Below are 24004 nucleotides of genomic sequence, written 5' to 3'. Positions count from 1 at the left end.
TTTGGCTGATCACTATAAATTTTCGCTGACAAACCAGAAAAAATGTGGTTAAGATGCGGATAAGGGGACATCCTCGAGAGGAGATAAGATGTTTAAAAAGCTCTTGGCATCCGTAGGTATTGGTGCCGCGAAAGTAGATACAATTTTAGAAACAGAACACCTGCATCCGGGCCAGAAATTTCAGGCGCAGATCGTTGTTGTGGGTGGCGATGTGGAACAAGAAATAAGCGGTTTAGAGTTAGCGCTGATGACGAAAGTCAAGGTTGAAGGAGACAATGGCGAGTACTACGCAAATCAGGTCATTGAAAAGTGGCGTGTGGGTAGCCAATTCACCATAGCACCGGGTGAAAAGAAAGTGATCCCGTTTGAGGCCAGATTGCATTCAGAAACTCCGATTACCGAAATCAATGCACCGTATAACCATAGTTATGTGTGGTTGGAAACCGGATTGGATATCGACCTGGCTTTAGACCCGAGTGACAAAGATCTGTTGCATATATATCCAAATGAAGCTGTTAAAAACTGCTTAATGGCAATGGAGAAACTCGGCTTTCGAATGATTAAAGCAGATGTTGAGCGCGGTTATCTGAAAGCGTCAAATTTTCAATCAGTATCTGGTTGTTATCAGGAAATAGAATACCGTCCCGCGAATACGTCTTTGTTCGGACTTCAGGAAGTTGAGTTGTCTTTTGTGCCGGAAGCACATCGCACGCATGTGCTGATTGAGCTCGACAGAGCTTTTCGTGGAGATGGCTATGTAGACCTGACGGTTGAGCATGACCACGTGAACCTGTCTCAGTTATGTGACCAGCTGGAAAGGCTATTTGCCTGAATCTATTCTACGCCTCATCGGAGGCGTATCTACCCACAGTGATAAAACCCATGCAAGTTAAAACCTTTTACCAGTTGTCACATGACGAGCTCTTCAGTATTTTGAAAACTCGGGTTGCCGTGTTTGTTGTTGAACAGGCCTGCGCTTATCAGGAAATTGATGAGGTTGACAGGGCCGCTGATACACATCACGTTTTCTTAATTAAGCAGGGGGAAGTGCAGGCATATGCCCGCTGTTACAAGCCACAATCCAATACCAGTGCAATTGGACGCGTGCTGGTATCGCCAGAATGCCGGGGGAAGGGGGTTGCACAAACTTTGATGACCCGAGCGATAGAGGCCTGTCACGCTCACTATGGTGCACAACCGATAAAAATCGCAGCGCAAACTTACCTGACTCAATTTTATCAGTCTCTCGGCTTTGTACCTTGTGGCGAGGCATATCTGGAAGACGGGATTGAGCACATAGACATGATATTGCGCTAGAGCTAGAGTGGGTACTGGTATACAGTGGTCACTATATACCAGTTTAGCGGTATGTAGTGCTAATCAGAGTTGTTTAAGTGCTTCGATGGCACCCTGGTAGTCAGGCTCACTGGCCAGATTACTGACCAGCTGCTTGTATACCACTTTATGGTCTTTGTTTAAGACCAAAACCGCTCTGCTTAATAATCCCATATCTTTGATGTAGAGTCCGTACTTAGCGCCGAAGTCACGCCAGACTGAATCTGACAGGGTATCAATCTGGTCGATGTTTTCTGTTTTACAAAAACGCTTTTGTGCAAATGGCAGGTCTGCACTGATGGTGAGCATTGCTACGCCAGCAAACTCCTTAGCTACTTTTTCATTGAAGTACTTGGTTTGTAGACTACAAATCCCGGTGTCCAGGCTCGGCACCACACTGATCAGAACGGGCTTTCCCTGATAGTTGGCTAAGGTAACAGGTACAAAGTTGCCATCGACAACTTTAAAGTCAGGTGCAGTGTCGCCGACTTTAATGCCCTGGCCTAATAAGGTAACAGGCTTTCCCTGAGCGTTGACTTTGCCCGCGTCAACCTGATTTTCAGGCAACTCACTGGCATGGATTGGGTTGGCAATTGTCAATAGAGACGCAGCAAGCAAGGTTAAGATCCGCATAACGTATTCCCTTTTAAATTTTTTGCAATTCTCGTCAGTGTATTATACTGAAATTATATAACCAACCTTTGCAGTAAATTGGATTGTAAATCAGTCAAGCTTTGATTACCATGTAAGTCCTAAAATGCTGCTGTGTCATAACTATAATTAGAAAAATTTCGGCTTCTTACAATGAGTTAGCCGCTAAGCGAAGAGAGCTTTTATGTCAACACCTGTCCTGATATGCGATGATTCAAAATTGGCTCGCCGGCAACTGGCGCGGTCATTGCCGGACGACTGGGATATTAAAGTAGAATTTGCTGAGCACGGCCTGGACTGTATTGAAAAAATAAAAGTGGTCTCGCCTGAGATACTTTTTTTGGATTTAAACATGCCTCACATGGATGGATATGAGGTGTTACAAGCAATAAACGAACAAGGATTGAATGTTTTGACAGTCGTCGTCTCTGGAGATATCCAGCCAAACGCGCACCAAAGAGTCATAGAACTGGGCGCAATAGATTTTATTCGAAAACCCTGTGATGCCGCGAAGCTTGAAGAAATCATCACTCATCATGGGATCAAAGACAAAGCCATTCGGGCCAATCTGGTGCATAAACTCGGGGAGCAGCTCGAGCCTGAGATCCGTGATATCTATCAGGAGATCACCAATGTCGCGATGGGTCAGGCTGGTGATTTACTGGCACGCTTGTTGAACGTCTTCGTAGAATTACCTATTCCGAATGTCAACGTCCTTGAGGTCAGTGAGCTGCATATGGCATTGCAAGCTATCGATGCTAGCGCCACAACATCGGGTGTGTGCCAGGGGTTCATCGGTGGTGGTGTATCCGGAGAAGCCTTACTCCTGCTCAATGATTCCAGTTTTAAAGAAATTGCGTCGTTGATGAGTTATCAGGGAGAGCTCAATCAAAAAGTGGAGCTTGAGTTGCTCATGGACATCAGTAATATTCTGATAGGAGCAATATTGACCGGGCTCTCGAAGCAGCTCGACATGCCATTCAGCCAGGGCCACCCTGTGGTACTAGGGCAGCATTGCGAAGTGTCCGAACTGGTGAAGGCAAATAAAGCCAGGTGGCAACGTACGTTAGCGATTGAAATTAGTTACGGGATCGAAAACCATGACATTAATTGTGATTTAATGTTGTTGTTTACCGAAGACTCACTGAAAACACTCAAATATAAAGTTGAGTACCTGCTAGAAGATTAGAATTATGCCTGCATCTGATTTTGACATGAATGAGATCCATTGGTTAATGGATATGTTTAACACAGTTGATGTTGGCCTGGTCGTACTGGACAGGCATTATCGAGTGTGCGTCTGGAATGGTTTTATGGAAAACCATTCTGGGTTATTGCCAAGCGCGGTTAAAGACAAAGACGTGTTCGACTTATTCCCTGGTATTGACGAAGCGTGGTTTAAGAGTAAATCAGAACCGGTTTTTGTATTGAAGAACCGCTCGTTTACTATCTGGGAGCAGCAGCCCTATATTTTTCGGTTCAAGAATTATCGGCCAATTACTGGCAAAGCCGACTATATGTATCAAAATGCGACTTTTATTCCACTAACGACAGTGACCGGCGAAGTGGGGCACATCTGTGTCATCATTTACGATGTGACTGACGAAGCCATGAACAAGCTTGAACTTGAAAAGGTCAATAAAACTCTGGAAAAAATGAGCCGCACTGACAGCCTCACTAAACTGGCAAATCGTGGTTATTGGGAGGAGAGCTTAAGGACAGAGTTCAAACGTTTACAGCGCAGTCATGGTAGCAGCAGTTTGCTGATGTTTGACATCGACTTCTTTAAACGCATAAATGATGCCTACGGGCATAGCGGCGGTGATGAGGCTATCCGCCATATCTCGGACTTGCTACAAAAGACACTTCGTGAAACAGATGTTGCAGGCCGTTATGGTGGTGAGGAGTTTGCAGTAACCTTAGTTGATACCGACGCCGAAGGCGCCAAAGTATTTGCAGATAGGCTGCGTAGCTTAATCGAGAATTCAGTTATTTATTATGATAACAAAGAGATTAAATTAACGGTGAGCCTCGGCATTGCATGTTGTGATGACAATTTCGAAAAGTACGAGCAGTGGATAGAGGCTGCAGACACCGCTTTGTACCATTCAAAAGAAAATGGTCGTAATACGGTGACTGTGTACGACCCTTCGATGGCCCATTAATTAAGTCTGATATTTGTGGTGACAAAGAAAAAAGCCCTTATCACAAGGGCTTTTTGCTATAAAGCGTCTTCTTTACTTTCCTGGGGACACTGGCCCAGTGTGTTCACTGACCCATCATCCTGAAGCTCTTCAAGTTTAACGGGGAAGCCCCATAATCGATAGAGGTGCTTTATTACTTCTTTCTTCGAATCTGCAAGAGGTACTTTGTTATGCGGCACGTACCTCAAAGTTAGTGAGCGGTCACCCCGTATATCAACATTGTAAACTTGAATATTCGGTTCATGATTACTCAAGTTGTAATGAGCAGACAGACTATTTCTGACTTTCTGATAGCCTGATTCATCATGAATAGCGCCGACCTCCAGGTGAGGGGACTTTTCCTGATCTATAATGGTGAACAGCTTAAAATCGCGCATTATTTTTGGCGACAAAAACTGGCTCACAAAACTCTCGTCTTTAAAATTCTCCATAGCAAAGTGCAGCGTATCCAGCCAATCTTTACCGGCAAACTCCGGAAACCAATACTTGTCTTCATCCGTTGGGTTTTCACAAATACGACGTATATCGACCATCATATTAAAGCCCAGCGCATAGGGGTTAATGCCCGAGTAAAATTTGCTGTTGTAGGGAGGCTGATAAACCACATTGGTATGGCTTTGCAAAAACTCCAGCATGAATGCATCACTTAACTTCCCCTCGTCATACAGGTGGTTAAGGATCGTGTAATGCCAAAATGTTGCCCACCCCTCGTTCATGACCTGAGTTTGTCGTTGTGGATAAAAGTACTGAGAGACTTTGCGCACAATCCGAATTATCTCACGTTGCCAGGACTCCAGCAGCGGTGCGTTTTTCTCGATGAAGTACAGAATGTTTTCTTGTGGCTCAGATGGGAACTTTACGTCTTCTCGTTCGTCCTGTTGCTTGCCTTGAGGAATGGTCCGCCAGAGTTCATTGACCTGTGACTGCAGATAGTCTTCACGTTCTTTTTGACGCTTCTGTTCCTCGTACATTGATATCTGCTGAGGGCGTTTATAGCGGTCCACGCCATAATTCATCAGAGCATGACAAGAATCCAGTAAGTTTTCTACCTCATCTATTCCGTATTTTTGCTCGCACTTGGCAACATAGTTTTTTGCGAAAACCAGATAATCAATAATTGAAGAAGCGTCTGTCCAGGTTTTGAACAGGTAATTGCCTTTAAAAAAGGAATTATGTCCGTAGCAGGCATGTGCCATTACCAGCGCCTGCATTGGCATGGTATTTTCTTCCATTAAATAGGCAATGCAGGGGTCTGAATTAATCACAATTTCATAAGCCAGGCCCATTTGTCCTCGTTTATAAGTCTGCTCAGTCTGGATAAACTTCTTACCGTAAGACCAGTGTGCATAGCCAATGGGCATGCCAACGCTGGAGTAGGCGTCCATCATTTGCTCTGCGGTGATCACTTCAATCTGGTTCGGATAGGTATCCAGTCTATAATGGGCCGCTACACGGGCAATTTCAGCCTGATACTCCTCAAGCAGGTCGAACGTCCAATCCGGGCCATCATTTAGCGGGTTATACGTCATAGGCACTTCCCCTGTTAGGCTGCATTCTGTTGTCGGTTTTTCTTGAACAGCTCTCTGAATATCGGATAGATATCTTCCACCGACCGAATATGCTGCATGGCAAAGTTGTCAAATGTGTCCGCAATACCTTGGTATTCGCGCCACAGACTCTGGTGAGCACGTGTGGTGATTTCGATATAGGCGTAGTAACGCACCGTGTTTAGCAGTTTGTTCGTCAATATATCAGTACAATGTGGAGAGTCATCCGCCCAATTATCACCATCAGATGCTTGCGCGGCATAGATATTCCAATCGCCCTGCGCATAACGATCAGCGATAATTTCATCCATTAATTTCAACGCACTCGACACAATGGTACCGCCCGTTTCCTGCGAGTAGAAAAACTCCTGCTCGTCGACCTCTTTGGCTTGTGTATGGTGACGAATATAAACGACTTCAATGTCTTTGTAGGTGCGTGTTAAAAACTGATAGAGCAAAATATAAAAGCGCTTTGCCATATCTTTAGTTGCCTGATCCATTGAGCCTGACACATCCATCAAACAAAACATGACTGCTTTGCTCGTAGGGTGCGGTCGCTTTTCGTAGTTCCTGAACCGCAAATCGTAATTATCAATGAATGGCACTGCTTCAATTTTACGTTTCAGTTCTGCAATTTCCTGCTCTAGCTGTTGGATTTCGGTTTGTTTAGGAACGGGTTCTTGCAACAATAGTTCAAGCTTATCTTCCAACTCTTTAAGTTGTTTTCTTTTACTGGCTGTCATAGCAATTCGGCGTGCAACAGATCCTTTTAAAGATCGCACAATGTCGAGATTACTGGGCATACCGTCATTACAAAAGCCCGCTCTGTGTGTTTTCATTTGTACCAACTTGTCGAGTTGGCTTTTTTGTAAGTTTGGTAACTCAAGGTCTTCAAACAACAGGTCAAGATATTCGTCTTTCGATATGGAAAAAACGAAATCATCCTGGCCTTCACCTTGATCACTCGCATTGCCCTCACCAGCACCTCCGCCCTGGCCTGAGGGCGGACGCTGAATTTTGTCACCGGTTGTGAACTGATCGTTGCCCGGGTGAATGTGCTCGCGATTACCGCCTTTGCCTTGATGGAAAATCGGTTCACTGATATCTCGCTGCGGTATAGAGATGCTCTCACCGCTTGAAATATCAGTGACACTCCTTTTATTGATGGCGTCAGAAACAGCTTCTTTTATCTGTTTCTTGTAACGTCTAATAAAGCGCTGACGATTCAGCGTGCTTTTATTCTTGCCATTCAGTCGACGATCGATGAAATGTGCCATAGAACACCCTCCAACCGCTAATGTTATTGAGATTTTCTAACCCGTAAATACCACTCGGAAAGTAAGCGGACTTGCTTTTGGGTATAGCCTTTTTCCATCATACGATTGACAAAGTCTTCGTGTTTTTTCTGATCTTCAGCTGAGGTTTTCGCATTGAATGAGATAACGGGTAACAACTCTTCTGTGTTCGAGAACATTTTTTTCTCGATCACCGTTCTGAGTTTTTCGTAACTTGTCCAGACAGGGTTTGCACCATTATGGTGAGCACGAGCTCTCAAAACAAAGTTGACGATCTCATTACGAAAATCTTTAGGGTTCGAAATGCCTGCTGGCTTTTCAATTTTTTCAAGCTCAGCATTGAGTGCTGCTCTGTCGAATAGCTGGCCAGTATCCGGGTCGCGGTATTCTTGATCTTGTATCCAAAAATCGGCGTACGTGACATAACGGTCGAAAATATTTTGTCCATACTCTGAGTACGATTCAAGGTACGCCGTTTGTAGCTCTTTGCCAATAAACTCGACATATTGTGGGATCAAGTAGCCTTTCAGGTGACTGAGGTAACGCTCCTGGACTTCTGCACTGAATTGCTCACGTTCAATCTGTTGCTCCAGTACATAAAACAAGTGTACAGGGTTGGCAGCAACCTCTGCATGATCAAAGTTAAACACACGTGACAATATTTTGAATGCAAAGCGAGTTGACAAGCCTGTCATGCCCTCATCGACCCCAGCGTAGTCTCGATACTCCTGATAAGACTTCGCTTTTGGATCTGTGTCTTTGAGGCTCTCACCATCATAAACACGCATCTTAGAATAGATACTGGAATTTTCAGGCTCATTGATACGAGACAGAGTTGAAAATTTAGCTAAGGTTTCTAGCGTACCAGGAGCACAAGGTGCAGTTTTGAGTTCACTATTTTCAATGAGTTTTTTGTATATCTTAACTTCTTCCGAAACACGTAAGCAGTAGGGCACTTTAACGATAAAGACCCGATCCAGAAACGCTTCATTGTTTTTATTATTTTTAAATGATTGCCATTCCGACTCGTTGGAGTGCGCTAAAATTATGCCGTTAAAGGGCAGAGCCGAGATACCCTCTGTGCCGTTATAGTTGCCTTCCTGCGTTGCGGTGAGTAATGGGTGCAGCACTTTAATGGGGGCTTTAAACATCTCTACAAATTCCATTAAGCCCTGATTCGCTAAACACAGTGCGCCTGAATATGAGTAGGCATCTGGATCATTTTGAGCGTAATGCTCCAGTTTACGAATATCGACTTTACCAACCAATGCGGAAATGTCCTGGTTGTTTTCGTCGCCTGGTTCAGTTTTGGCGATGGCCGTTTGGTCTAAAATTGAAGGATAGCGTTTTACTACTCTAAACTTGGATATGTCACCGTTAAATTCATGCAATCGCTTAGTTGCCCAAGGTGACATCACTGTGCGCAAATAACGGCTGTTAATGCCATACTCTTTATCAAGTAGTTCACCATCTTCGAGCGGATTAAACAGGCTCAATGGGTGGTCGTTGACCGGGGAGCCTTTAATTGCATAAATGGGTACCTGCTGCATTAGGTACTTGAGTTTTTCAGCAATTGAGGACTTACCGCCACCGACTGGGCCAAGCAAGTAAAGTACTTGCTTGTACTCTTCCAGGCCTTGTGCGGCGTGTTTTAGGTAAGAAACGATCTGTTCAATGGCGTCTTCCATGCCATAAAACTCATGGAAAGCGGGGTAGCGTGCGATGACGCGATTTGAGAACAGACGGCTGAGCCGCGCATCTGTCGAAGTATCAACCATTTCAGGTTCACCAATTGCCATTAGCAGGCGCTCAGGGGCGCTCGCATATGCAGCTTTATCTTCTTTACATATTTCCAAATATTCCGCAATCGTGAACTCTTCTTCTTGGGACGCTTCGTATCTGGACTGGTAATGCTCAAATATACTCATAATGAACTCCAATAACCTGTTGATGATGCGGTCTCTTAATGCAAGGCTACTTAAAGCTTAGTCGGGTTATTTAAAAATTGCCTAAAAATTCCAGTAATTTAATGTCTATTCAGCTCAATGCATTAGTGTGGAATATGGGCGTCAATTGACCTTAAGGAGCTTTTACTTACAGATTTCATACAAATGGTCAAATTAGGATAGTAAGGCAGGTATCTAAATGCCAATTAGCCCGTCTGAATATGTAATTCAGTTCCTGTATTGGTGTCAGCAATGCATAACTAAAATGAGCTATGTGTAGTACATCTCAGGTGTTGGAATTGAAGTGTTTAATATTAGGAATAACGGACGGTGAAAAGGGTAACAAAAAAGGCGCTAAAAAGCGCCTTTTACACTATCTCAGAATTAAGCAAGGTTCGCGTTTGCGAAATCCCAGTTAACCAGTGCCCAGAAACCTTTCAGGTAGTCTGGACGAACATTACGGTAGTCAATGTAGTAAGCGTGTTCCCACAGGTCTACGGTGATGATTGGCGTTACGCCTGCTTCCGTTAACGGAGTTGCCGCGTTAGAAGTATTAACGATATCCAAAGAACCGTCAGCAAGTTGTACCAACCAAGTCCAGCTAGAACCGAAGTTGTTAACAGCTTTGTCATTGAATGCTTCCTGGAATGCTGCGAAAGAGCCCCATTTTGCATTGATCAGCTCAGCGACCTTACCAGTAGGCTCGCCACCTGCATTTGGTGCAAGGCTGTGCCAGTAGAAAGTGTGGTTCCAGATCTGTGCTGCGTTGTTGAATACGCCGCCTTCTGAATTACATACGATTTCTTCTAAAGATTTGTTCTCAAGGTCTGTGCCTTGAATAAGGCCGTTTAGTTTTACAACGTACGTGTTGTGGTGTTTACCGTGGTGGAACTCAAGCGTTTCCTGAGAAATATGCGGCTCAAGCGCGTTGATAGCATACGGAAGTGACGGTAGTTCAAAAGCCATGTTAATCTCCATTTCGTTGTTAAATTGTCAAAGCAAATAAAAGCAATGTCTTTCTTAGCTTACATTTCTATACGATTTGACGGCATATAGTGATATTATAATTCCTGAGTATTTTACTCAAGTTTTGGCAAACAGCAATGGCAATAGCCAAGACTTGTAAAATGAATGGCTCAGATTGCATTTATTTTGTACGGGCAGAGTAACGGCTGACAGGCGGTGTCTGGCAAAGCGGATGCGATTATGGGTTATGCTATCGTCATTTTGAGGTAAATAATGGAAACCATTGAAAAGATTAAACAGCAAATCGCAGAGAATCCGATCATTCTATATATGAAAGGGTCACCTAAGCTACCTAACTGCGGTTTTTCCTCGCAGGCATCTCAGGCGCTGATGGCGTGTGGTGAACAGTTTGCTTACGTCGATATTTTGCTTAACCCGGACATTCGTGCTGAGCTGCCTCATTATGCCAACTGGCCAACTTTTCCACAGCTATGGGTTGAGGGAGAGCTGATCGGTGGGTGTGACATCATTATCGAGATGTTCCAAAAAGGCGAATTGCAGCCATTGATTGCTGAAACAGCCGCTAAGTATAAAGAAGACGACGCTGAAAAAGCCGAGTAAGTCTGATTTAACTCATAGTGGGGCATGTGACTGTTGGTTGCATGCCCTTTTTTGTTCCTTTTTCCTCCTTTCTGTTCTTGTACCGCACCAGCTTATTTGTGCATTTATCATTGATATTTTTTCTCTTGTTTCACGGTGTATTTTAAGTTTTGCAACACTCGGTTTACGCATGCGTCAAGCTCGCGTCCTGCACAAATCAAGGGGTTGCCAAATTCACAAGGTGAATAGTGAATATTTATTCATTTCAATAGTGGGGTTACGTTAACGTAAACTTCCCTTGTTTTGTGCGGTTTGTCCTATTTTTTTGATTTGATACCGGTGTCATTTTGTGGTTCTCTACCTTTATTCAATATTCTTTTATATGAGAAGAAGTAATTTGAGTACCTTTTAATGAAAAATATTCATGTAAATGAATAACTATTCTTTATTGTATTGACTCGAATACTAATCAAGGCTAGCTTTGATTATCTGCCAGTAGTTCGTCTGAAATTACCGGCTGGCAGTTGTAGCAAGGGGAGGAGTCCATGTTATATGACTCGGCATTAGAAAAAGAAAACTGTGGTTTTGGCTTGATTGCGCACACGCAAGGTCAGGCGAGCCATAAGCTGATCCGTACGGCAATTACTGGCCTGGATAGAATGCAGCATCGTGGGGGCATAGCTGCGGATGGAAAAACAGGGGATGGGTGTGGCCTGCTGCTACAAAAACCCGATAGTTTTTTCAGAGCAATTGCAGCTGAGAATGATTGGCATCTTGGGAAAAACTATGCAGTAGGCATGGTGTTTCTTAACCAGGATCCGTCATTTGCCAAGCAAGCACGTGACATCATCAACGAAGAATTAGAAAAAGAAACTTTAACGCTCGTCGGTTGGCGGACAGTGCCGACAGACCCGGGTATGCTTGGCCCAATCGCTACCGAGCAGCTGCCTCAGTTTGAGCAGGTGTTTGTGTCTGCCCCGGAAGGGTGGCGACCAAAAGACCTGGAGCGCCGACTGTACATTGCACGTCGGCGTATTGAAAAGCGTCTGGAAGCAGATCCGGACTTTTACATTGCGAGCCTGTCGGGCCTGGTGACTATATACAAAGGCCTGATGATGCCGGCCGATCTGCCAAACTTTTATCTGGACTTGGCAGACATCCGAATGACAAGCGCCATCTGTGTATTCCACCAGCGCTTTTCAACAAACACACAACCGCGTTGGCCGTTGGCGCAGCCATTTCGGTATTTGGCGCATAATGGTGAGATAAATACCATCACCGGCAATCGTCAGTGGGCGAAAGCGCGGGCCTATAAGTTTGCTTCGCCATTGTTACCAGACTTGCAAAATGCCGCGCCATTTGTCAATGAAAGCGGTTCAGACTCTTCCAGCCTGGACAATATGCTTGAATTATTTCTGGCCGGGGGCATGGATATCTTTCGCGCGATGCGTATGTTGGTGCCGCCTGCCTGGCAAAAAAATCGTGCCATGGATGAAGAGCTCAGGGCATTTTACGACTTTAACTCAATGCATATGGAACCCTGGGATGGTCCAGCAGGAATTGTGATGTCTGATGGTCGTTTTGCCGCGTGCAACCTGGACAGAAATGGCCTGCGACCTGCGCGGTATGTGATTACGCAAGATGGCTTTATCACCCTGGCCTCTGAAGTCGGAATCTGGGATTACGAGCCCGATGAAGTTATTGAGAAAGGCCGTGTTGGACCTGGTGAACTGTTAGTGGTAGACACACTACATGGCAAAATCTGGCAATCCGACGAAATCGACGAAGACCTTAAGGCCAGACACCCTTATAAAACCTGGCTAGAGCAAAACGTTAAGCGGCTAACACCATTTGAAGCCCTAGCTGAAGCGGATGCGGGTCAACGGGATTTTGATGACGATACCTTGCTGACTTATCAAAAGCTGTTTGCTTACAGCAATGAAGAAATTGAGCAAGTGATCCGGGTGATGGGCCAAAATGGTCAGGAAGCCACAGGATCTATGGGAGATGACACACCGTTTGCTGTGCTGTCGGAAGGGATCCGTTCGCTCTACGACTATTTCAGACAAAAGTTCGCACAGGTCACCAATCCACCAATTGATCCGTTACGAGAAAACCACGTGATGTCATTGGCGACCTGCATTGGTCGTGAACAGAATGTGTTTAACGAAACCACCGGGCATGCTAAACGACTACAATTTGATTCACCGGTTTTGACCTATTCAGATATCCAGCAATTGCTGGCTGCAGATGACGATCATTACAGTGCTTGTCGTATTTCACTGAATTACGATCCTCAAGCCGAAAGTCTGCAAGGCGCAATCGCTCGGATCTGTGATGAAGCACAGGAAAAAGCGGCACACGGCTGTGTGATGTTGTTATTAAGCGACCGAGCTATCAGTAAAGATACTATGCCGGTACCCGCAGCGATGGCAGTCGGAGCGGTGCAGCAACGGTTAGTAAATACCAATCTGCGTTGTGACTCTAACATTATCGTGGAGACGGGCAGCGCGCGCGATCCACATCAGTTTGCAGTGCTGCTCGGGTTTGGTGCAACCGCAGTTTACCCTTACCTGGCTTACGAGACATTGGTTGCTTTGTGCGACAGCAAAGTCATTGATAAAACCTACCGCGATGTCACCTTAGCTTATCGTAATGCGATTAATAAGGGTCTGTACAAGATCATGTCCAAAATGGGGATCAGTACAATTGCGTCTTATCGGTGTTCTATGCTGTTTGAGGCGGTGGGTCTGTCAGACGAAGTCGTTGATATCTGTTTTAAAGGCGTAAGCAGTCGGATACAAGGTGCAGGCTTTGCGGAGTTTGAGGCTGACGGCGTGCAGTTACACAAACTGGCGTATAGCAAGCGCAAGTTATTGTCACATGGCGGTTTATTAAAATTCGTCCATGGTGGCGAGTATCATGCCTATAACCCGGATGTTGTTCAGTCACTCCAGGTTGCAGTGCGCTCCGGTAACTACACGGATTATCAAAAATATGCCGATCTGGTAAACAACCGACCGGTAACCAATTTACGGGATCTACTCAAGCTCAATACCAGCGGTCCCGCAATAGATGTTGACCAGGTCGAGCCAGCGACTGAGTTATATAAACGCTTTGATTCAGCGGCAATGAGTATCGGCGCGCTTTCGCCAGAAGCTCATGAGGCCCTGGCGATTGCTATGAACCGGCTTGGTGGCTGCTCTAACTCCGGTGAAGGTGGTGAGGATAAACTACGTTTTGGTACGGAGAAAAACTCGCGTATCAAGCAAGTGGCATCAGGCCGTTTTGGGGTGACGCCGCATTATCTGCAAAGTGCCGACGTGATCCAGATAAAGGTCGCACAGGGCGCGAAGCCTGGAGAAGGCGGCCAGTTACCGGGTGAAAAGGTGACGCCATATATCGCTAAATTAAGATATTCAGTGCCAGGGGTCACCTTGATCTCTCCGCCGCCACACCATGATATTTACTCTATTGAGGACTTAGCGCAGCTGATCTTTGACCTCAAGCAAGTCAATCCCAAGGCTATGATCTCTGTCAAACTGGTGTCTGAGCCCGGAGTGGGCACGATAGCGACCGGTGTGGCGAAGGCCTACGCAGACTTAATTACCATAGCGGGATATGACGGTGGTACAGGCGCCAGCCCGCTTACCTCAGTTAAGTATGCCGGCAGTCCCTGGGAGCTAGGCCTCGCTGAGACTCAGCAAGCTCTGGTTGAGAATGGCTTGCGTCATCGTATCCGTTTGCAAACGGATGGTGGCTTGAAAACGGGCCTGGACATCATCAAAGCAGCCATTCTCGGCGCTGAAAGCTTTGGCTTCGGCACCGGACCTATGGTTGCGCTGGGTTGCAAATATCTGCGTATTTGTCACCTCAATAACTGTGCAACAGGTGTAGCAACACAGGACGAAACACTGCGACAAAAGCACTATCATGGCCTGCCAGAAATGGCGATGAATTACTTCCGCTTCATCGCTCAGGAAGCGAGAGAGCTTATGGCATCGATGGGGGTAAGCAAGCTGACCGACCTGATTGGTCGAACGGACCTGCTTGAGGTGCTGGAAGGCACGACAGCAAGACAGCAAAAGCTTGATCTGCAACCCTTACTGGCAAAACCGGCGAATCCTTCGGGCGAAACGCTCTTTTGCAGTGCGCCAAATACATCGCACTATCAAGGTCAACTGAATGAGAGCTTACTGGATAAGGCAAAACAGGCGATTGACGATAAGACCGGCACGTCTTTGGTGAATCGGATCAAAAATACGGATCGCTCTGTGGGCGCCATGTTGTCTGGCTATATTGCGTCTCGTCACGGCAATCAGGGGATGGCCGCAGATCCTGTCGTGATTGAGCTACATGGCACTGCCGGACAAGCATTCGGTGTGTGGAATGCCGGAGGTCTAGAAATGACCCTGGTTGGCGATGCGAACGACTACGTTGGCAAAGGCATGGCGGGTGGTAAGTTGGTACTGCGCCCACCGGTCGGTTCGAGCTTCCAAACGCACCTTGCCACGATCGCTGGTAATACCTGCTTGTATGGGGCCACCGGCGGTAAGTTATTTGCAGCTGGTCGTGCCGGAGAGCGCTTTGCAGTGCGTAATTCAGGTGTTCAGGCCATAGTGGAAGGGCTGGGTGATAATGGTTGTGAATACATGACTGGGGGCGTGGTATGTGTGCTTGGTCAGGTGGGAGTTAACTTTGGTGCTGGTATGACTGGTGGTTTTGCCTATGTGCTGGACGAAGCAGGGGATTTTGATAAACGTTATAACCCTGAGCTAGTCGAAGTGTTGTCGCTGGAAGGGCTGGCAACCATGCAGGAGCACTTGCGGGGTTTGATCGCAGAACATCTTGAGCACACGGCATCATGCCGGGCAGAGCAGATCCTGGCTAACTTTGAGTTGTATGTACCTATGTTTAGGCTTATCAAACCAAAATCTAGCGACGTGAAGAGCTTGTTGGGGCACCGTGCACGCAGCAGTGCTGAATTACGTGTACAGGCACAGTAGGGGGAAGTATGAGCGAAAATGTCTATCAATTTATCGATGTTCAGCGCATCGACCCGAGAAAGAAGCCAATCACGACGCGTAAGAGCTCTTTCGTTGAAATTTACGAACCATTTTCTAAGCAGCAGGTTAGCTCGCAAGCCGATCGTTGCCTGGATTGTGGTAATCCCTATTGCGAGTGGAAGTGTCCGGTGCACAACTATATTCCGCAGTGGCTTAAATTGATCCGTACGGGCAGGATCCAGGAAGCTGCGGAGTTGTCGCACCGGACCAATAGCTTGCCGGAAGTGTGCGGTCGGGTTTGCCCACAAGACAGGCTTTGCGAAGGCTCATGCACATTGAACGATGAGTTCGGTGCCGTGACCATAGGTAATATTGAGAAATACATCACTGACACTGCATTTGCACAGGGCTGGAAGCCCGATATGTCTTATGTGACCTGGACCGATAAAAAAGTGGCCATCATTGGCGCGGGCCCTGCAGGGCTCGGTTGTGCCGATATTCTGGTACGTAATGGGGTGAAACCTGTGGTATTTGATCGCAACCCAGAGATCGGCGGTTTGCTGACGTTTGGCATACCATCATTCAAGCTGGAAAAATCGGTGATGGAGAAACGTCGAGAGATATTTACGGAAATGGGTGTGGAGTTTTGTCTGAATACTGAAATTGGCACAGACATTAGCATGGATGAACTGCTATCTCAGTATGATGCGGTGTTTATCGGCGTGGGTACCTATCAGTACATGCGTGCCGGGCTGGACAATGAAGATGCAGATCAGGTGTATGATGCACTGCCGTTTCTGATTGGTAATACCAACCGGGTGATGGGATACGACGAGCATAAGCAGGCGTATATCGACATGGCCGGTAAACGTGTGGTGGTGTTAGGTGGCGGTGATACCGCGATGGACTGTGTGCGCACTTCTGTGCGTCAGGGCGCAAAGTCGGTAACCTGTGCATATCGCCGTGACGAAGCCAATATGCCGGGATCACGCCGTGAGGTAAAAAACGCCAAAGAGGAGGGGGTTAAGTTTAGCTTTAACGTTCAGCCCAAAGGCATCGAATTAGACCAAAACGGTAAGGTAACAGGTGTACGCATGGTCCGAACTGAACTGGGTGAGCCAGACGAGAACGGACGCAGACGGGCACAGGAAGTCTCTGGTTCAGAGCACCTGATTGAAGCTGATGCGGTGATCATGGCGTTTGGCTTTAAACCTCATAACCTTGACTGGCTTGCAGCGTATGACGTTGCCATCAATGAGTGGGGCGGTATCGTTGCCCCTGAAAAAGGCGCGTTCACACATCAAACTAGCAATGAAAAAATCTTCGCAGGTGGCGATGCGGTACGTGGTTCTGACTTGGTGGTCACAGCTATCTTCGAAGGCCGTAATGCTGCAGAGGGGATCATGGACTATCTTGGGGTATAAAGTTGTGAAACTGCACTGAGTGTGGTTCTGCCTTAAAATAAGCCTACCGTAAATCAGTTGTCCTGTACGGTAGGCTTTTTGATTTTACATCAAACTGCTCTAAGTTACCGCGTTATGCCCCCTGCACCTCAAGCAGCTCTTTAGCACTGGCAAGTGTGGTGCTGCTGATTTTGTCACCACCAAGCAAGCGGGCTATTTCATCAATGCGTTGCTCCTGCACCAGTGGGAGCATAGACGTAAAGGTTTCCCCGCCCTCAACACGCTTGGATACAAAGAACTGATGATGGCCGCTACAGGCAACCTGAGGCAGGTGTGTCACACAGATAACCTGAGTTGACTTACCAAGTAAGCGTAGTTGTTTACCGACCTGAGAAGCGGTTGGGCCTGAGATTCCCACATCGACTTCATCGAAAATCAGGGTGGGGGTGGTCACGCGATTTGCGATAATCACCTGAATGGCCAGGCTGATCCGCGATAGTTCACCCCCGGAGGCCACTTTGGCCAGTGCTTGCAGAGGTTGGCCTGGGTTGGTCGAAACCAGAAACTCAATTTGATCCATGCCCAGCTCATTGGGGCGTCGATCTTCATGTTGACTGAGTTGAATCGCAAACTGGCCGTTTTCCATTGACAGTTCATGCATGCTTTCACTGATCAGATCGTTTAACGTCAGTGCCGCCTGTGCTCGGCTTTCGCTAAGCTGTGCTGCTGAGATCTGATAGGCGTGCAGTGCCTCCGCTATTTCGTGTTGCAGATCTTCAATGCGTTCGTTGTTAGAGCAAATGGAAGCCAGCTCTTCATGTAACTGCTGATGATGCTGGTGCAGTAGCTCTGGGTTGATTTGATGTTTACGTGACAAGGCCATGGCCTGTGCCAGCCTGTCTTCGACGCTCTGTAGGCGCTCCGGGTCTTGCTCTATGTTTTCACCATAAGCGCGTAGCTCCCGACAGCCTTCTTCGAGTTGCACCGCGGCTTCTCCCAATAGCTGACTGATCTCTTGCAATTTGGGGTCATAATTACTCAGTTCAATAAAAGTCTGTACGCTATGTTGCAGCTGGCCTAATACTGTCTGGTCGTCCTGTTCTGACAGGCACATTAATTCGCGTTGGCAGCTTTCAGCCAGCGTTTGGCTATGGCTTAGCCGTGTATGCTCAGTTTCAATCTGCTCATACTCACCCTCTTCCAAAGCGAATTCATCCAGCTCCTGAACCTGGTATTCAAGCAGCTGCTTTTTGGCAGCCTGTGCTTGTTGCTGTTTAATAAGCTCGGCATGTTCTTTTTGCAGCGTGTGATAGTGCTGGTACTGAGCGCGTACAGCATGTAGTAAAGTGTCGTGCCCGGCGTAGGCATCCAGTAACCCGAGTTGGTGATCAGGCTTGAGCAATAGCTGGTGAGCGTGCTGACCGTGGATGGCGATGAGGCGTTGGCCTAGCTCTTTTAACTGGGCCGCGGTCACTGAATTGCCATTTATAAAGCTCTTACTACGGCCATTTTGCATGACGACTCGACGCAATATGCAGTTTTGCTCTTCATCATCCAACATGAGATCACTCAGAAATTGCTGTGCGTAGGGGAGCTGCTTGATATCAAATTGAGCGGAAATCTCTGCTTTGGCGGCACCCGGACGAATACTGGCAACATCCGCGCGTTCACCCAAACACAAAGATAATGCATCGATCGCAATGGATTTACCCGCTCCGGTTTCACCTGTGATAGCGGTCATACCTGAGCGCCAGTCGATGGTTAGTTCGTTAACAATGGCAAAGTTTTTAATTTGCAGACTGATAAGCATGCTGTATATCCAAACAGTATAATTACTGTTAATCTATACAGCATTCTTAGGAAATGCAACTTGAAATTGCACTTTGGTGTGTGAGTGCGTTACAGAGCCGCAGCTTTTTGCTGTTGTGTTGAAGAGTCGTTACTTTCGCTCTGTGTTACAGGTTCTTCCTCATTCTGTACCACTTCCTGGGCATCGGCTTGAGCCGGCATATCAGGGGTTTGGATCCGTGATATCAGTGCAGGCAATATTTCGCTGTAAAATGCTTTGTTGTAGGCAAGCCCGGCAGACGGCAATTCACTGACAAACATAAACAATTGGTCAGCTAGCAGCTCCATATTGCCATTTTCACGACATTTATTTAGTTCATTGCCTATGGTGCCAAGCAAGTGATCTGTGACCCGCTCAAGTGCTTCCAGATTGTCGTCATTGTGAGCCTGAACAACAAAAAAGTTGCCGACAATGGCGTTAAACTGAGGCGCATGTTTAGGGCGGATCAATTTATAACTCACAAACTCACTGATTTTACTTTTAAAGTGGCTGCTGATCTCTTTCAGGCGTTCATTGAACACGCGCTTTTCGGCTTCGCGTGCTTTTTTACGGTTATTCTCAATTACCACATAGACACCCAAAATGGTGATTAATAAGGTAATAGATACGAAAACAACGTAGCTCATGTTGGTTTACTTTTCCCTAAAATAGAAAACAAATTTTACTTATTCTGCTGAACTTCCAGCGCTTAGTAAAGCCTGCTGCCCCAATTTAATTTCTGTCTCAGAACATTGTAGTAGGAATAACTGTCAGGATGGATTAAGCGCAGCTTTTTCTCTGCTTTTTTTACGACTACTTCATCTCCGGGTAACAGTGCGAGTACTACATGACTGTCGCAACTGACCTGTAAGCTTGCGGTATTCTCCGGGCTGAGTTTGAGTTTGACCTGTTTACTGGCGTCGACCACTAATGGCCGGCTTGATAACGTATGTGGAAACATAGGCACGAGTGCCATGGCATTGAGTTCCGGGGTCAAAATGGGACCTCCGCCCGATAACGAATAGGCAGTGGAGCCTGTTGGTGTGGTGACGATCAGGCCATCGGATCGCTGAGAAAACACAAACTGCTCGTCAATAAAGGCTTCGAATTCGATCATGTGAGCCACTTTATCGGCGTGCAACACTGCTTCATTAACCGCCAAGTTGGCGCTCTTTAGTTCGGCATGGCGAAATACTTCAACCTCCAGTAAAAAACGCTGTTCTTCAACAAATTTGCCACTCAACACCTGTTCTAACTCTGCTTCAAAATCGTCCGGATCAAGGTCTGTTAAAAATCCTAAGTTGCCTCGGTTCACTCCTATCACAGCCACATCAAATCTGGCCAGCACCCGGGCAGCCCCAAGCATATTGCCGTCTCCACCCACTACCACAGCCAGGTCGCAGCGTTCGCCCAGCGCAACCACATCGAGTATGTGTGAGTCGGGTAGATCTGCTATCTGCTTGCCAACGCGTTGCTCAACAAAAACTTCATAGCCAAGTGCTTGCAAAAAAGTGTACAGGCGTTGTAATGTCAGGGCAGCGCCATCATGGTTGGGTTTTCCAATCAGGCCGATGGTATTAAATGGTGTGCTCATTCAGTGAGTTTCCTTGGCAAAATATCTATTGCCAAGATTATCTTAAAATGAATTCGCTTGAAACTCGCAAATTTAGCCTTATTTATAATGTTATGAAACTTAGTGCACGTGATAAACAAGTCTTCTCTGCCGTAATGAGCCTTTATTGTAATGGTGAAGGCCACCCTGTGGCATCGAGTAAGATAGCAAAACTAAAGGGTATGGCGGTGTGCTCTGCGACAGTGCGCAATGCCATGGCACGCCTCGAAAACCAGGGGTTGCTTTTTTCTCCTCATACATCGGCAGGGCGGGTTCCTTCCGATCTGGGGATCAAATACTGGCTACAGGAGTATTTCGGGCTTGATGAGATTGCGCCTTATTGGGAGCCTGAGCGTGAGCAACTCACAGGCTTTGCCCATACGTTAAGCCAAAAATACCAGGTGTGTTGTATTGTTGGTTTACCACAGGTGAGTGAGCAGACCATTTTCCGGGTCGAGGTATTAGATTTTGACCGTAAGCACTGGCTGGTATTACTGATTGACCGCACAGGCCAGTCCAATAATATTCTGATCAATAAACCGGAGTCGAATTCAGACCAGGTGCGCTATCAGTTTGCGGCCTGGATGAATACGGTATTTAGTCAGCAAACGCTTAAAGAAGGGTTACACAGAATGCGGGCGATGGCTAAAAGTGCGATGGCCGACTGCCGGGGCTCTTTGATGCAATGGAGCCGTGAGTTAAGTTTGCAGCTGGGCACAGATAACAGCATTGTGGTTGGAGAACGCTATCTGTATAACCGCCTGGAAGGGAACAACGAACTGAATCTGGGTGTGAGTTTTTTGCATCAGGTAGAGGATCATCTGGCATTTAAAAATGGCCTGTCCGTGTTACTTGGTAGTGAACTTAGCTATTTGAATTTAGAGCGATTTTTTGTTCTGAGTGTGCCTTATTTTACGGCCAGCGAATACCAGAGTCGTTTTTGTTTGATTTGTCCGGCCGATGCGCCAATTGAAGCAATTATCGGTGAATTTACGCAAATCCCCAAAAAAGAAGCTTGAATAACGAATTTGAATCCCCATAATTACGGCAGTTGTAAAGAATCGGAGAGAGTTTTTCATGTCTGAGCAGACAAAAGCCCAAGAGCAGGAACAAGAGTTAGTGCAAGAAGACGTACAGGAAAATACGGCTGAGCAAGCAGAACCAGCGCAAGAGAGTGCACAAACTGAGCAAGCTGAGTTGAGCCCAGAAGAAGAGATTGCAGGTTTGTATGCAGAGCTGGAAGCGGCGAAACAAACTATTGAAGGTCAGAAAGACAGTGTGGTACGTGCCGCTGCTGATTCTGAAAATGTCCGTCGCCGTGCCGCTCAGGATGTAGAAAAAGCACAGAAATTTGCATTGGAAAAGTTTTCAAATGAGTTGCTACCTGTGGTTGACAACTTAGAGCGCGCCATTGAGTTTGCTGATAAAGAAAACGAAGCGACTAAGTCAATTTTAGAAGGCATCGAAATGACATTAAAATCGTTCAATGATGCACTGGCTAAGTTTGGTGTTGAAGCCCTAAGCCCACAAGGGGAAGCATTTAACCCTGAACTGCATCAGGCAATGTCAATTCAGCCGAGCAATGATGTGTCGCCGAACACAGTATTAGCTGTGATGCAAAAAGGCTATACATTAAACGGCCGTTTGCTTCGCCCAGCTATGGTGATGGTGTCAAAAGCGGCTGACTAAGCGACCGAATGTAAAGTTTTTGAAGCCCGCATTTGTGCGGGCTTTTTTGATCTGATTTGCATAGGCCACAGGCTCCTTTTAAACTAATCAATAGTATGTTTTAGCAGGCATGACCCAATGAATAAAAAAATCATAGCCGCAACCGTTTTAGCCTTAGCGCTGGCAGGTTGCAAAACTTCCCCGACAGGGCGTACTCAGATAGCCCTGTATTCAGAGCAGCAGATGGATAAAATGGGTGTGGCGAGCTTTGAGCAAATGAAGCAGGAGCAGGCCATAGAACGTAATGCCGATACAAATCGTTATGTTAAGTGCATTGCAGATGCATTGATCGCGCAGTTACCTGCGCAGTATGCTCAGCAGCAATGGGAAGTGATTGTCTTTAAAGAGCCCAGTGCGAATGCATTTGCCCTGCCAGGCGGCAAGATTGGGGTCCATACCGGGCTGTTGGATGTGGCCAAAAATCAACATCAGCTCGCAGCTGTGATGGGCCACGAAGTCGGTCATGTGATTGCCGAACATGCCAACGAACGGGTATCTCAAAACAGCTTACTACAGCTTGGGTTGCAGGCTGGCAATGCGGCGCTCGAAATGGGCAATGTGCAGTATCGGAATGCCATCATGCAGGGCCTGGGGTTAGGCGCTCAATATGGAATAGCGCTACCATTTAGCCGCGCTCATGAAAGTGAAGCAGATGTCATTGGACTTGATCTGATGGCAAAAGCCGGGTTTAAGCCAGAGGGCGCTGTTGAATTGTGGCAAAATATGGAGAAGGCAGGGGGAGAGCGCCCGATGGAGTTTTTATCAACGCACCCATCGCCGCAAAACAGGATAGCTATGCTGCAAAGTAAGATGGCGCAGGCAAATACCCTGGCTGCGAATGCTAAGCGGCAGGGGCGTAATCCATCTTGCCAGTAAGCTAAAGGCGCTGGGCGGGGCTTTGATAAAAGTTACTGCCCAGTTTATCTAGTACAATAAACAGCCTGAGATCCAGCTCCAGTTGATGATAATCTGGCTCCATATGACAACAAAGCTGATAAAATGCTTTGTTATGATCCAACTCTTTAAAATGTGCAAGCTCGTGAACAACCAGTGCTCTTAATACCGCCTCCGGAGCATGTTTCACCAGCTGAGAAAGTACAATTTCATAGCGTATTTTGACTTTTCCGCCATGTTGCTTGCGCGTCTGGCTGTGATGTCCCAGAGTTCCCGTCATTAGATCCCGGCCTTTTGCATAGTTGACTCTATGTAGGCGGGGTACATTTTTCAGGTATTTGTTTTTGTAAACATGACAGTAATCGTAAAGTGCCTGTGTATGTTGCAGCTGATGGCCTTGTGGATATTTATGTCTAAAATAGTTAGTGAGTTTATTGGGCTCCAGCAAGGCCTTGATCTGTGCTTGCAAGCTGGGCGGATAGTGTTGAAAGTACTGCAAATAGTTCATGATGGCGGTAGTAATCCGGAAACAAACATTCTAAGCTAGTTGGCTCATGATCATAACAGGAATAATAATAAATGTATCAGGCCAGTTGTTTATGTGGTGCGGTTAAACTGGAGTTAAACGGATCCATCTCGAGCATCATTCATTGTCACTGTTCTTTGTGCCGTAAATCCTCGGGCACAGCTTATGCGACGAATGGATTTGTCGATCGTGATGCACTGCAGATCGTCTCCGGAGCGGAACATATTCGTCATTATGCTTTTAAACCCGGCAGACTACGGCATTTTTGTGGGGTTTGTGCATCGCCTTTATTCAGTTCCAATGAGGACAACCCTCACAAGCTCAGGCTGCGGCTCGGGCTTCTTGATTCTGATATTTCGGAACGACCTATGTCGCATAATTATGTGACGTCGAAAGCAAACTGGGAAGAGTTGGATGCCAGCTTACCTCGCTATGAGGCTAAAGAGCCGGGCAGAGAATGATA

At 46.6% G+C, this 24004-nt stretch carries 20 protein-coding genes; 11 read left to right on the top strand and 9 right to left on the bottom strand.

The features are described 5' to 3' along the window. Positions 1-88: 88 nt before the first annotated feature. Positions 89-832, top strand: a complete 744-nt coding sequence (locus tag CWC22_RS13220; RefSeq protein ID WP_138537525.1) for a sporulation protein — start codon at positions 89-91, stop codon at positions 830-832. A 50-nt stretch (positions 833-882) separates the two neighbouring features. Next, entirely contained in the window at positions 883-1317 is a 435-nt protein-coding gene (locus CWC22_RS13215; protein WP_138537523.1) for a GNAT family N-acetyltransferase, read from the top strand. A gap of 63 nt (positions 1318-1380) precedes the next feature. Here CWC22_RS13215 and tpx read toward each other — a convergent pair whose 3' ends face one another. Further along, complete coding sequence (tpx, locus tag CWC22_RS13210; protein ID WP_125560183.1) at positions 1381-1968, bottom strand: thiol peroxidase; 588 nt, start codon at positions 1966-1968, stop codon at positions 1381-1383. Positions 1969-2170: 202 nt separating this feature from the next. On the opposite strand from tpx, the gene CWC22_RS13205 reads away from it, so the two are divergent. Together CWC22_RS13205 and CWC22_RS13200 are read left to right on the top strand one after the other, a co-directional pair. Next, on the top strand, positions 2171-3175 hold the full coding sequence (locus CWC22_RS13205; protein WP_125560185.1) for a response regulator: 1005 nt from the start codon (positions 2171-2173) through the stop codon (positions 3173-3175). 4 nt (positions 3176-3179) lie between these two features. Beyond that, the gene (locus CWC22_RS13200; protein ID WP_138537521.1) at positions 3180-4151 is read left to right on the top strand and encodes a sensor domain-containing diguanylate cyclase; all 972 of its coding nucleotides are present in this window, start codon (positions 3180-3182) and stop codon (positions 4149-4151) included. 56 nt (positions 4152-4207) lie between these two features. On the opposite strand, the gene CWC22_RS13195 is transcribed toward CWC22_RS13200, so the two are convergent. From CWC22_RS13195 to CWC22_RS13180, 4 genes are all read right to left on the bottom strand, one after another. Then, positions 4208-5719, bottom strand: coding sequence for a SpoVR family protein (locus CWC22_RS13195; protein ID WP_138537519.1), 1512 nt, complete (start codon positions 5717-5719; stop codon positions 4208-4210). 14 nt (positions 5720-5733) lie between these two features. After that, on the bottom strand, positions 5734-7014 hold the full coding sequence (locus CWC22_RS13190; protein ID WP_125560189.1) for a YeaH/YhbH family protein: 1281 nt from the start codon (positions 7012-7014) through the stop codon (positions 5734-5736). 23 nt (positions 7015-7037) lie between these two features. Continuing rightward, on the bottom strand, positions 7038-8960 hold the full coding sequence (locus CWC22_RS13185; protein ID WP_010382242.1) for a PrkA family serine protein kinase: 1923 nt from the start codon (positions 8958-8960) through the stop codon (positions 7038-7040). A gap of 402 nt (positions 8961-9362) precedes the next feature. Beyond that, positions 9363-9944 (bottom strand): Fe-Mn family superoxide dismutase, encoded by a 582-nt coding sequence (locus CWC22_RS13180; RefSeq protein ID WP_010382239.1) that lies wholly within the window; start codon positions 9942-9944, stop codon positions 9363-9365. Between the two features lie 273 nt (positions 9945-10217). Here CWC22_RS13180 and CWC22_RS13175 point away from each other — a divergent pair, with 273 nt between their 5' ends. From CWC22_RS13175 to CWC22_RS13165, 3 genes are all read left to right on the top strand, one after another. Then, a complete protein-coding gene (locus CWC22_RS13175; protein ID WP_046006741.1) occupies positions 10218-10565 on the top strand; it encodes a Grx4 family monothiol glutaredoxin in 348 nt (115 codons plus the stop codon). Between the two features lie 524 nt (positions 10566-11089). Continuing rightward, the gene (gene gltB / locus CWC22_RS13170) at positions 11090-15550 is read left to right on the top strand and encodes a glutamate synthase large subunit (protein WP_138537517.1); all 4461 of its coding nucleotides are present in this window, start codon (positions 11090-11092) and stop codon (positions 15548-15550) included. 8 nt (positions 15551-15558) lie between these two features. Then, the gene (locus tag CWC22_RS13165) at positions 15559-16974 is read left to right on the top strand and encodes an FAD-dependent oxidoreductase (protein WP_138537515.1); all 1416 of its coding nucleotides are present in this window, start codon (positions 15559-15561) and stop codon (positions 16972-16974) included. Positions 16975-17086: 112 nt separating this feature from the next. On the opposite strand, the gene recN is transcribed toward CWC22_RS13165, so the two are convergent. The 3 genes from recN to nadK form a co-directional block, all read right to left on the bottom strand. Then, positions 17087-18763: a DNA repair protein RecN gene (gene recN, locus CWC22_RS13160; protein ID WP_138537513.1), complete on the bottom strand. Its 1677-nt coding sequence runs from the start codon at positions 18761-18763 to the stop codon at positions 17087-17089. A gap of 89 nt (positions 18764-18852) precedes the next feature. Next, positions 18853-19428, bottom strand: coding sequence for a hypothetical protein (locus CWC22_RS13155; protein ID WP_125560197.1), 576 nt, complete (start codon positions 19426-19428; stop codon positions 18853-18855). Between the two features lie 62 nt (positions 19429-19490). After that, positions 19491-20375: an NAD(+) kinase gene (gene nadK / locus CWC22_RS13150; protein WP_125560199.1), complete on the bottom strand. Its 885-nt coding sequence runs from the start codon at positions 20373-20375 to the stop codon at positions 19491-19493. A 92-nt stretch (positions 20376-20467) separates the two neighbouring features. Between nadK and CWC22_RS13145 the strand changes: the two genes are divergently transcribed. From CWC22_RS13145 to CWC22_RS13135, 3 genes are all read left to right on the top strand, one after another. Beyond that, entirely contained in the window at positions 20468-21412 is a 945-nt protein-coding gene (locus tag CWC22_RS13145; protein WP_230090571.1) for an HrcA family transcriptional regulator, read from the top strand. 58 nt (positions 21413-21470) lie between these two features. Beyond that, complete coding sequence (gene grpE / locus CWC22_RS13140) at positions 21471-22082, top strand: nucleotide exchange factor GrpE (RefSeq protein ID WP_138537509.1); 612 nt, start codon at positions 21471-21473, stop codon at positions 22080-22082. A 117-nt stretch (positions 22083-22199) separates the two neighbouring features. After that, positions 22200-22997, top strand: a complete 798-nt coding sequence (locus CWC22_RS13135; RefSeq protein ID WP_125560205.1) for a M48 family metallopeptidase — start codon at positions 22200-22202, stop codon at positions 22995-22997. Between the two features lies 1 nt (position 22998). On the opposite strand, the gene CWC22_RS13130 is transcribed toward CWC22_RS13135, so the two are convergent. Beyond that, positions 22999-23523 carry a M48 family metallopeptidase gene (locus CWC22_RS13130; RefSeq protein WP_138537507.1) on the bottom strand — a complete coding sequence of 175 codons (525 nt, stop codon included), beginning with the start codon at positions 23521-23523 and terminating at the stop codon, positions 22999-23001. 71 nt (positions 23524-23594) lie between these two features. Here CWC22_RS13130 and CWC22_RS13125 point away from each other — a divergent pair, with 71 nt between their 5' ends. Continuing rightward, a complete protein-coding gene (locus CWC22_RS13125) occupies positions 23595-24002 on the top strand; it encodes a GFA family protein (protein ID WP_138537505.1) in 408 nt (135 codons plus the stop codon). Positions 24003-24004 lie beyond the last annotated feature (2 nt).

It is taken from the genome of Pseudoalteromonas rubra (assembly GCF_005886805.2).
Taxonomy (GTDB): domain Bacteria; phylum Pseudomonadota; class Gammaproteobacteria; order Enterobacterales; family Alteromonadaceae; genus Pseudoalteromonas; species Pseudoalteromonas rubra_D.
The sequence above is the reverse complement of the archived record's forward strand: the minus strand, read 5'-3'. Positions and strand labels throughout refer to the sequence as shown.

What these genes read in the sequence shown, in the direction of transcription:
- CWC22_RS13220 (WP_138537525.1), top strand. Translation starts at nt 89, where the DNA reads ATGTTTAAAAAGCTCTTGGCATCCGTAGGTATTGGTGCCGCGAAAGTA.
- CWC22_RS13215 (WP_138537523.1), top strand. Translation starts at nt 883, where the DNA reads ATGCAAGTTAAAACCTTTTACCAGTTGTCACATGACGAGCTCTTCAGT.
- tpx (WP_125560183.1), bottom strand. Translation starts at nt 1,968, where the DNA reads ATGCGGATCTTAACCTTGCTTGCTGCGTCTCTATTGACAATTGCCAAC.
- CWC22_RS13205 (WP_125560185.1), top strand. Translation starts at nt 2,171, where the DNA reads ATGTCAACACCTGTCCTGATATGCGATGATTCAAAATTGGCTCGCCGG.
- CWC22_RS13200 (WP_138537521.1), top strand. Translation starts at nt 3,180, where the DNA reads ATGCCTGCATCTGATTTTGACATGAATGAGATCCATTGGTTAATGGAT.
- CWC22_RS13195 (WP_138537519.1), bottom strand. Translation starts at nt 5,719, where the DNA reads ATGACGTATAACCCGCTAAATGATGGCCCGGATTGGACGTTCGACCTG.
- CWC22_RS13190 (WP_125560189.1), bottom strand. Translation starts at nt 7,014, where the DNA reads ATGGCACATTTCATCGATCGTCGACTGAATGGCAAGAATAAAAGCACG.
- CWC22_RS13185 (WP_010382242.1), bottom strand. Translation starts at nt 8,960, where the DNA reads ATGAGTATATTTGAGCATTACCAGTCCAGATACGAAGCGTCCCAAGAA.
- CWC22_RS13180 (WP_010382239.1), bottom strand. Translation starts at nt 9,944, where the DNA reads ATGGCTTTTGAACTACCGTCACTTCCGTATGCTATCAACGCGCTTGAG.
- CWC22_RS13175 (WP_046006741.1), top strand. Translation starts at nt 10,218, where the DNA reads ATGGAAACCATTGAAAAGATTAAACAGCAAATCGCAGAGAATCCGATC.
- gltB (WP_138537517.1), top strand. Translation starts at nt 11,090, where the DNA reads ATGTTATATGACTCGGCATTAGAAAAAGAAAACTGTGGTTTTGGCTTG.
- CWC22_RS13165 (WP_138537515.1), top strand. Translation starts at nt 15,559, where the DNA reads ATGAGCGAAAATGTCTATCAATTTATCGATGTTCAGCGCATCGACCCG.
- recN (WP_138537513.1), bottom strand. Translation starts at nt 18,763, where the DNA reads ATGCTTATCAGTCTGCAAATTAAAAACTTTGCCATTGTTAACGAACTA.
- CWC22_RS13155 (WP_125560197.1), bottom strand. Translation starts at nt 19,428, where the DNA reads ATGAGCTACGTTGTTTTCGTATCTATTACCTTATTAATCACCATTTTG.
- nadK (WP_125560199.1), bottom strand. Translation starts at nt 20,375, where the DNA reads ATGAGCACACCATTTAATACCATCGGCCTGATTGGAAAACCCAACCAT.
- CWC22_RS13145 (WP_230090571.1), top strand. Translation starts at nt 20,468, where the DNA reads ATGAAACTTAGTGCACGTGATAAACAAGTCTTCTCTGCCGTAATGAGC.
- grpE (WP_138537509.1), top strand. Translation starts at nt 21,471, where the DNA reads ATGTCTGAGCAGACAAAAGCCCAAGAGCAGGAACAAGAGTTAGTGCAA.
- CWC22_RS13135 (WP_125560205.1), top strand. Translation starts at nt 22,200, where the DNA reads ATGAATAAAAAAATCATAGCCGCAACCGTTTTAGCCTTAGCGCTGGCA.
- CWC22_RS13130 (WP_138537507.1), bottom strand. Translation starts at nt 23,523, where the DNA reads ATGAACTATTTGCAGTACTTTCAACACTATCCGCCCAGCTTGCAAGCA.
- CWC22_RS13125 (WP_138537505.1), top strand. Translation starts at nt 23,595, where the DNA reads ATGTATCAGGCCAGTTGTTTATGTGGTGCGGTTAAACTGGAGTTAAAC.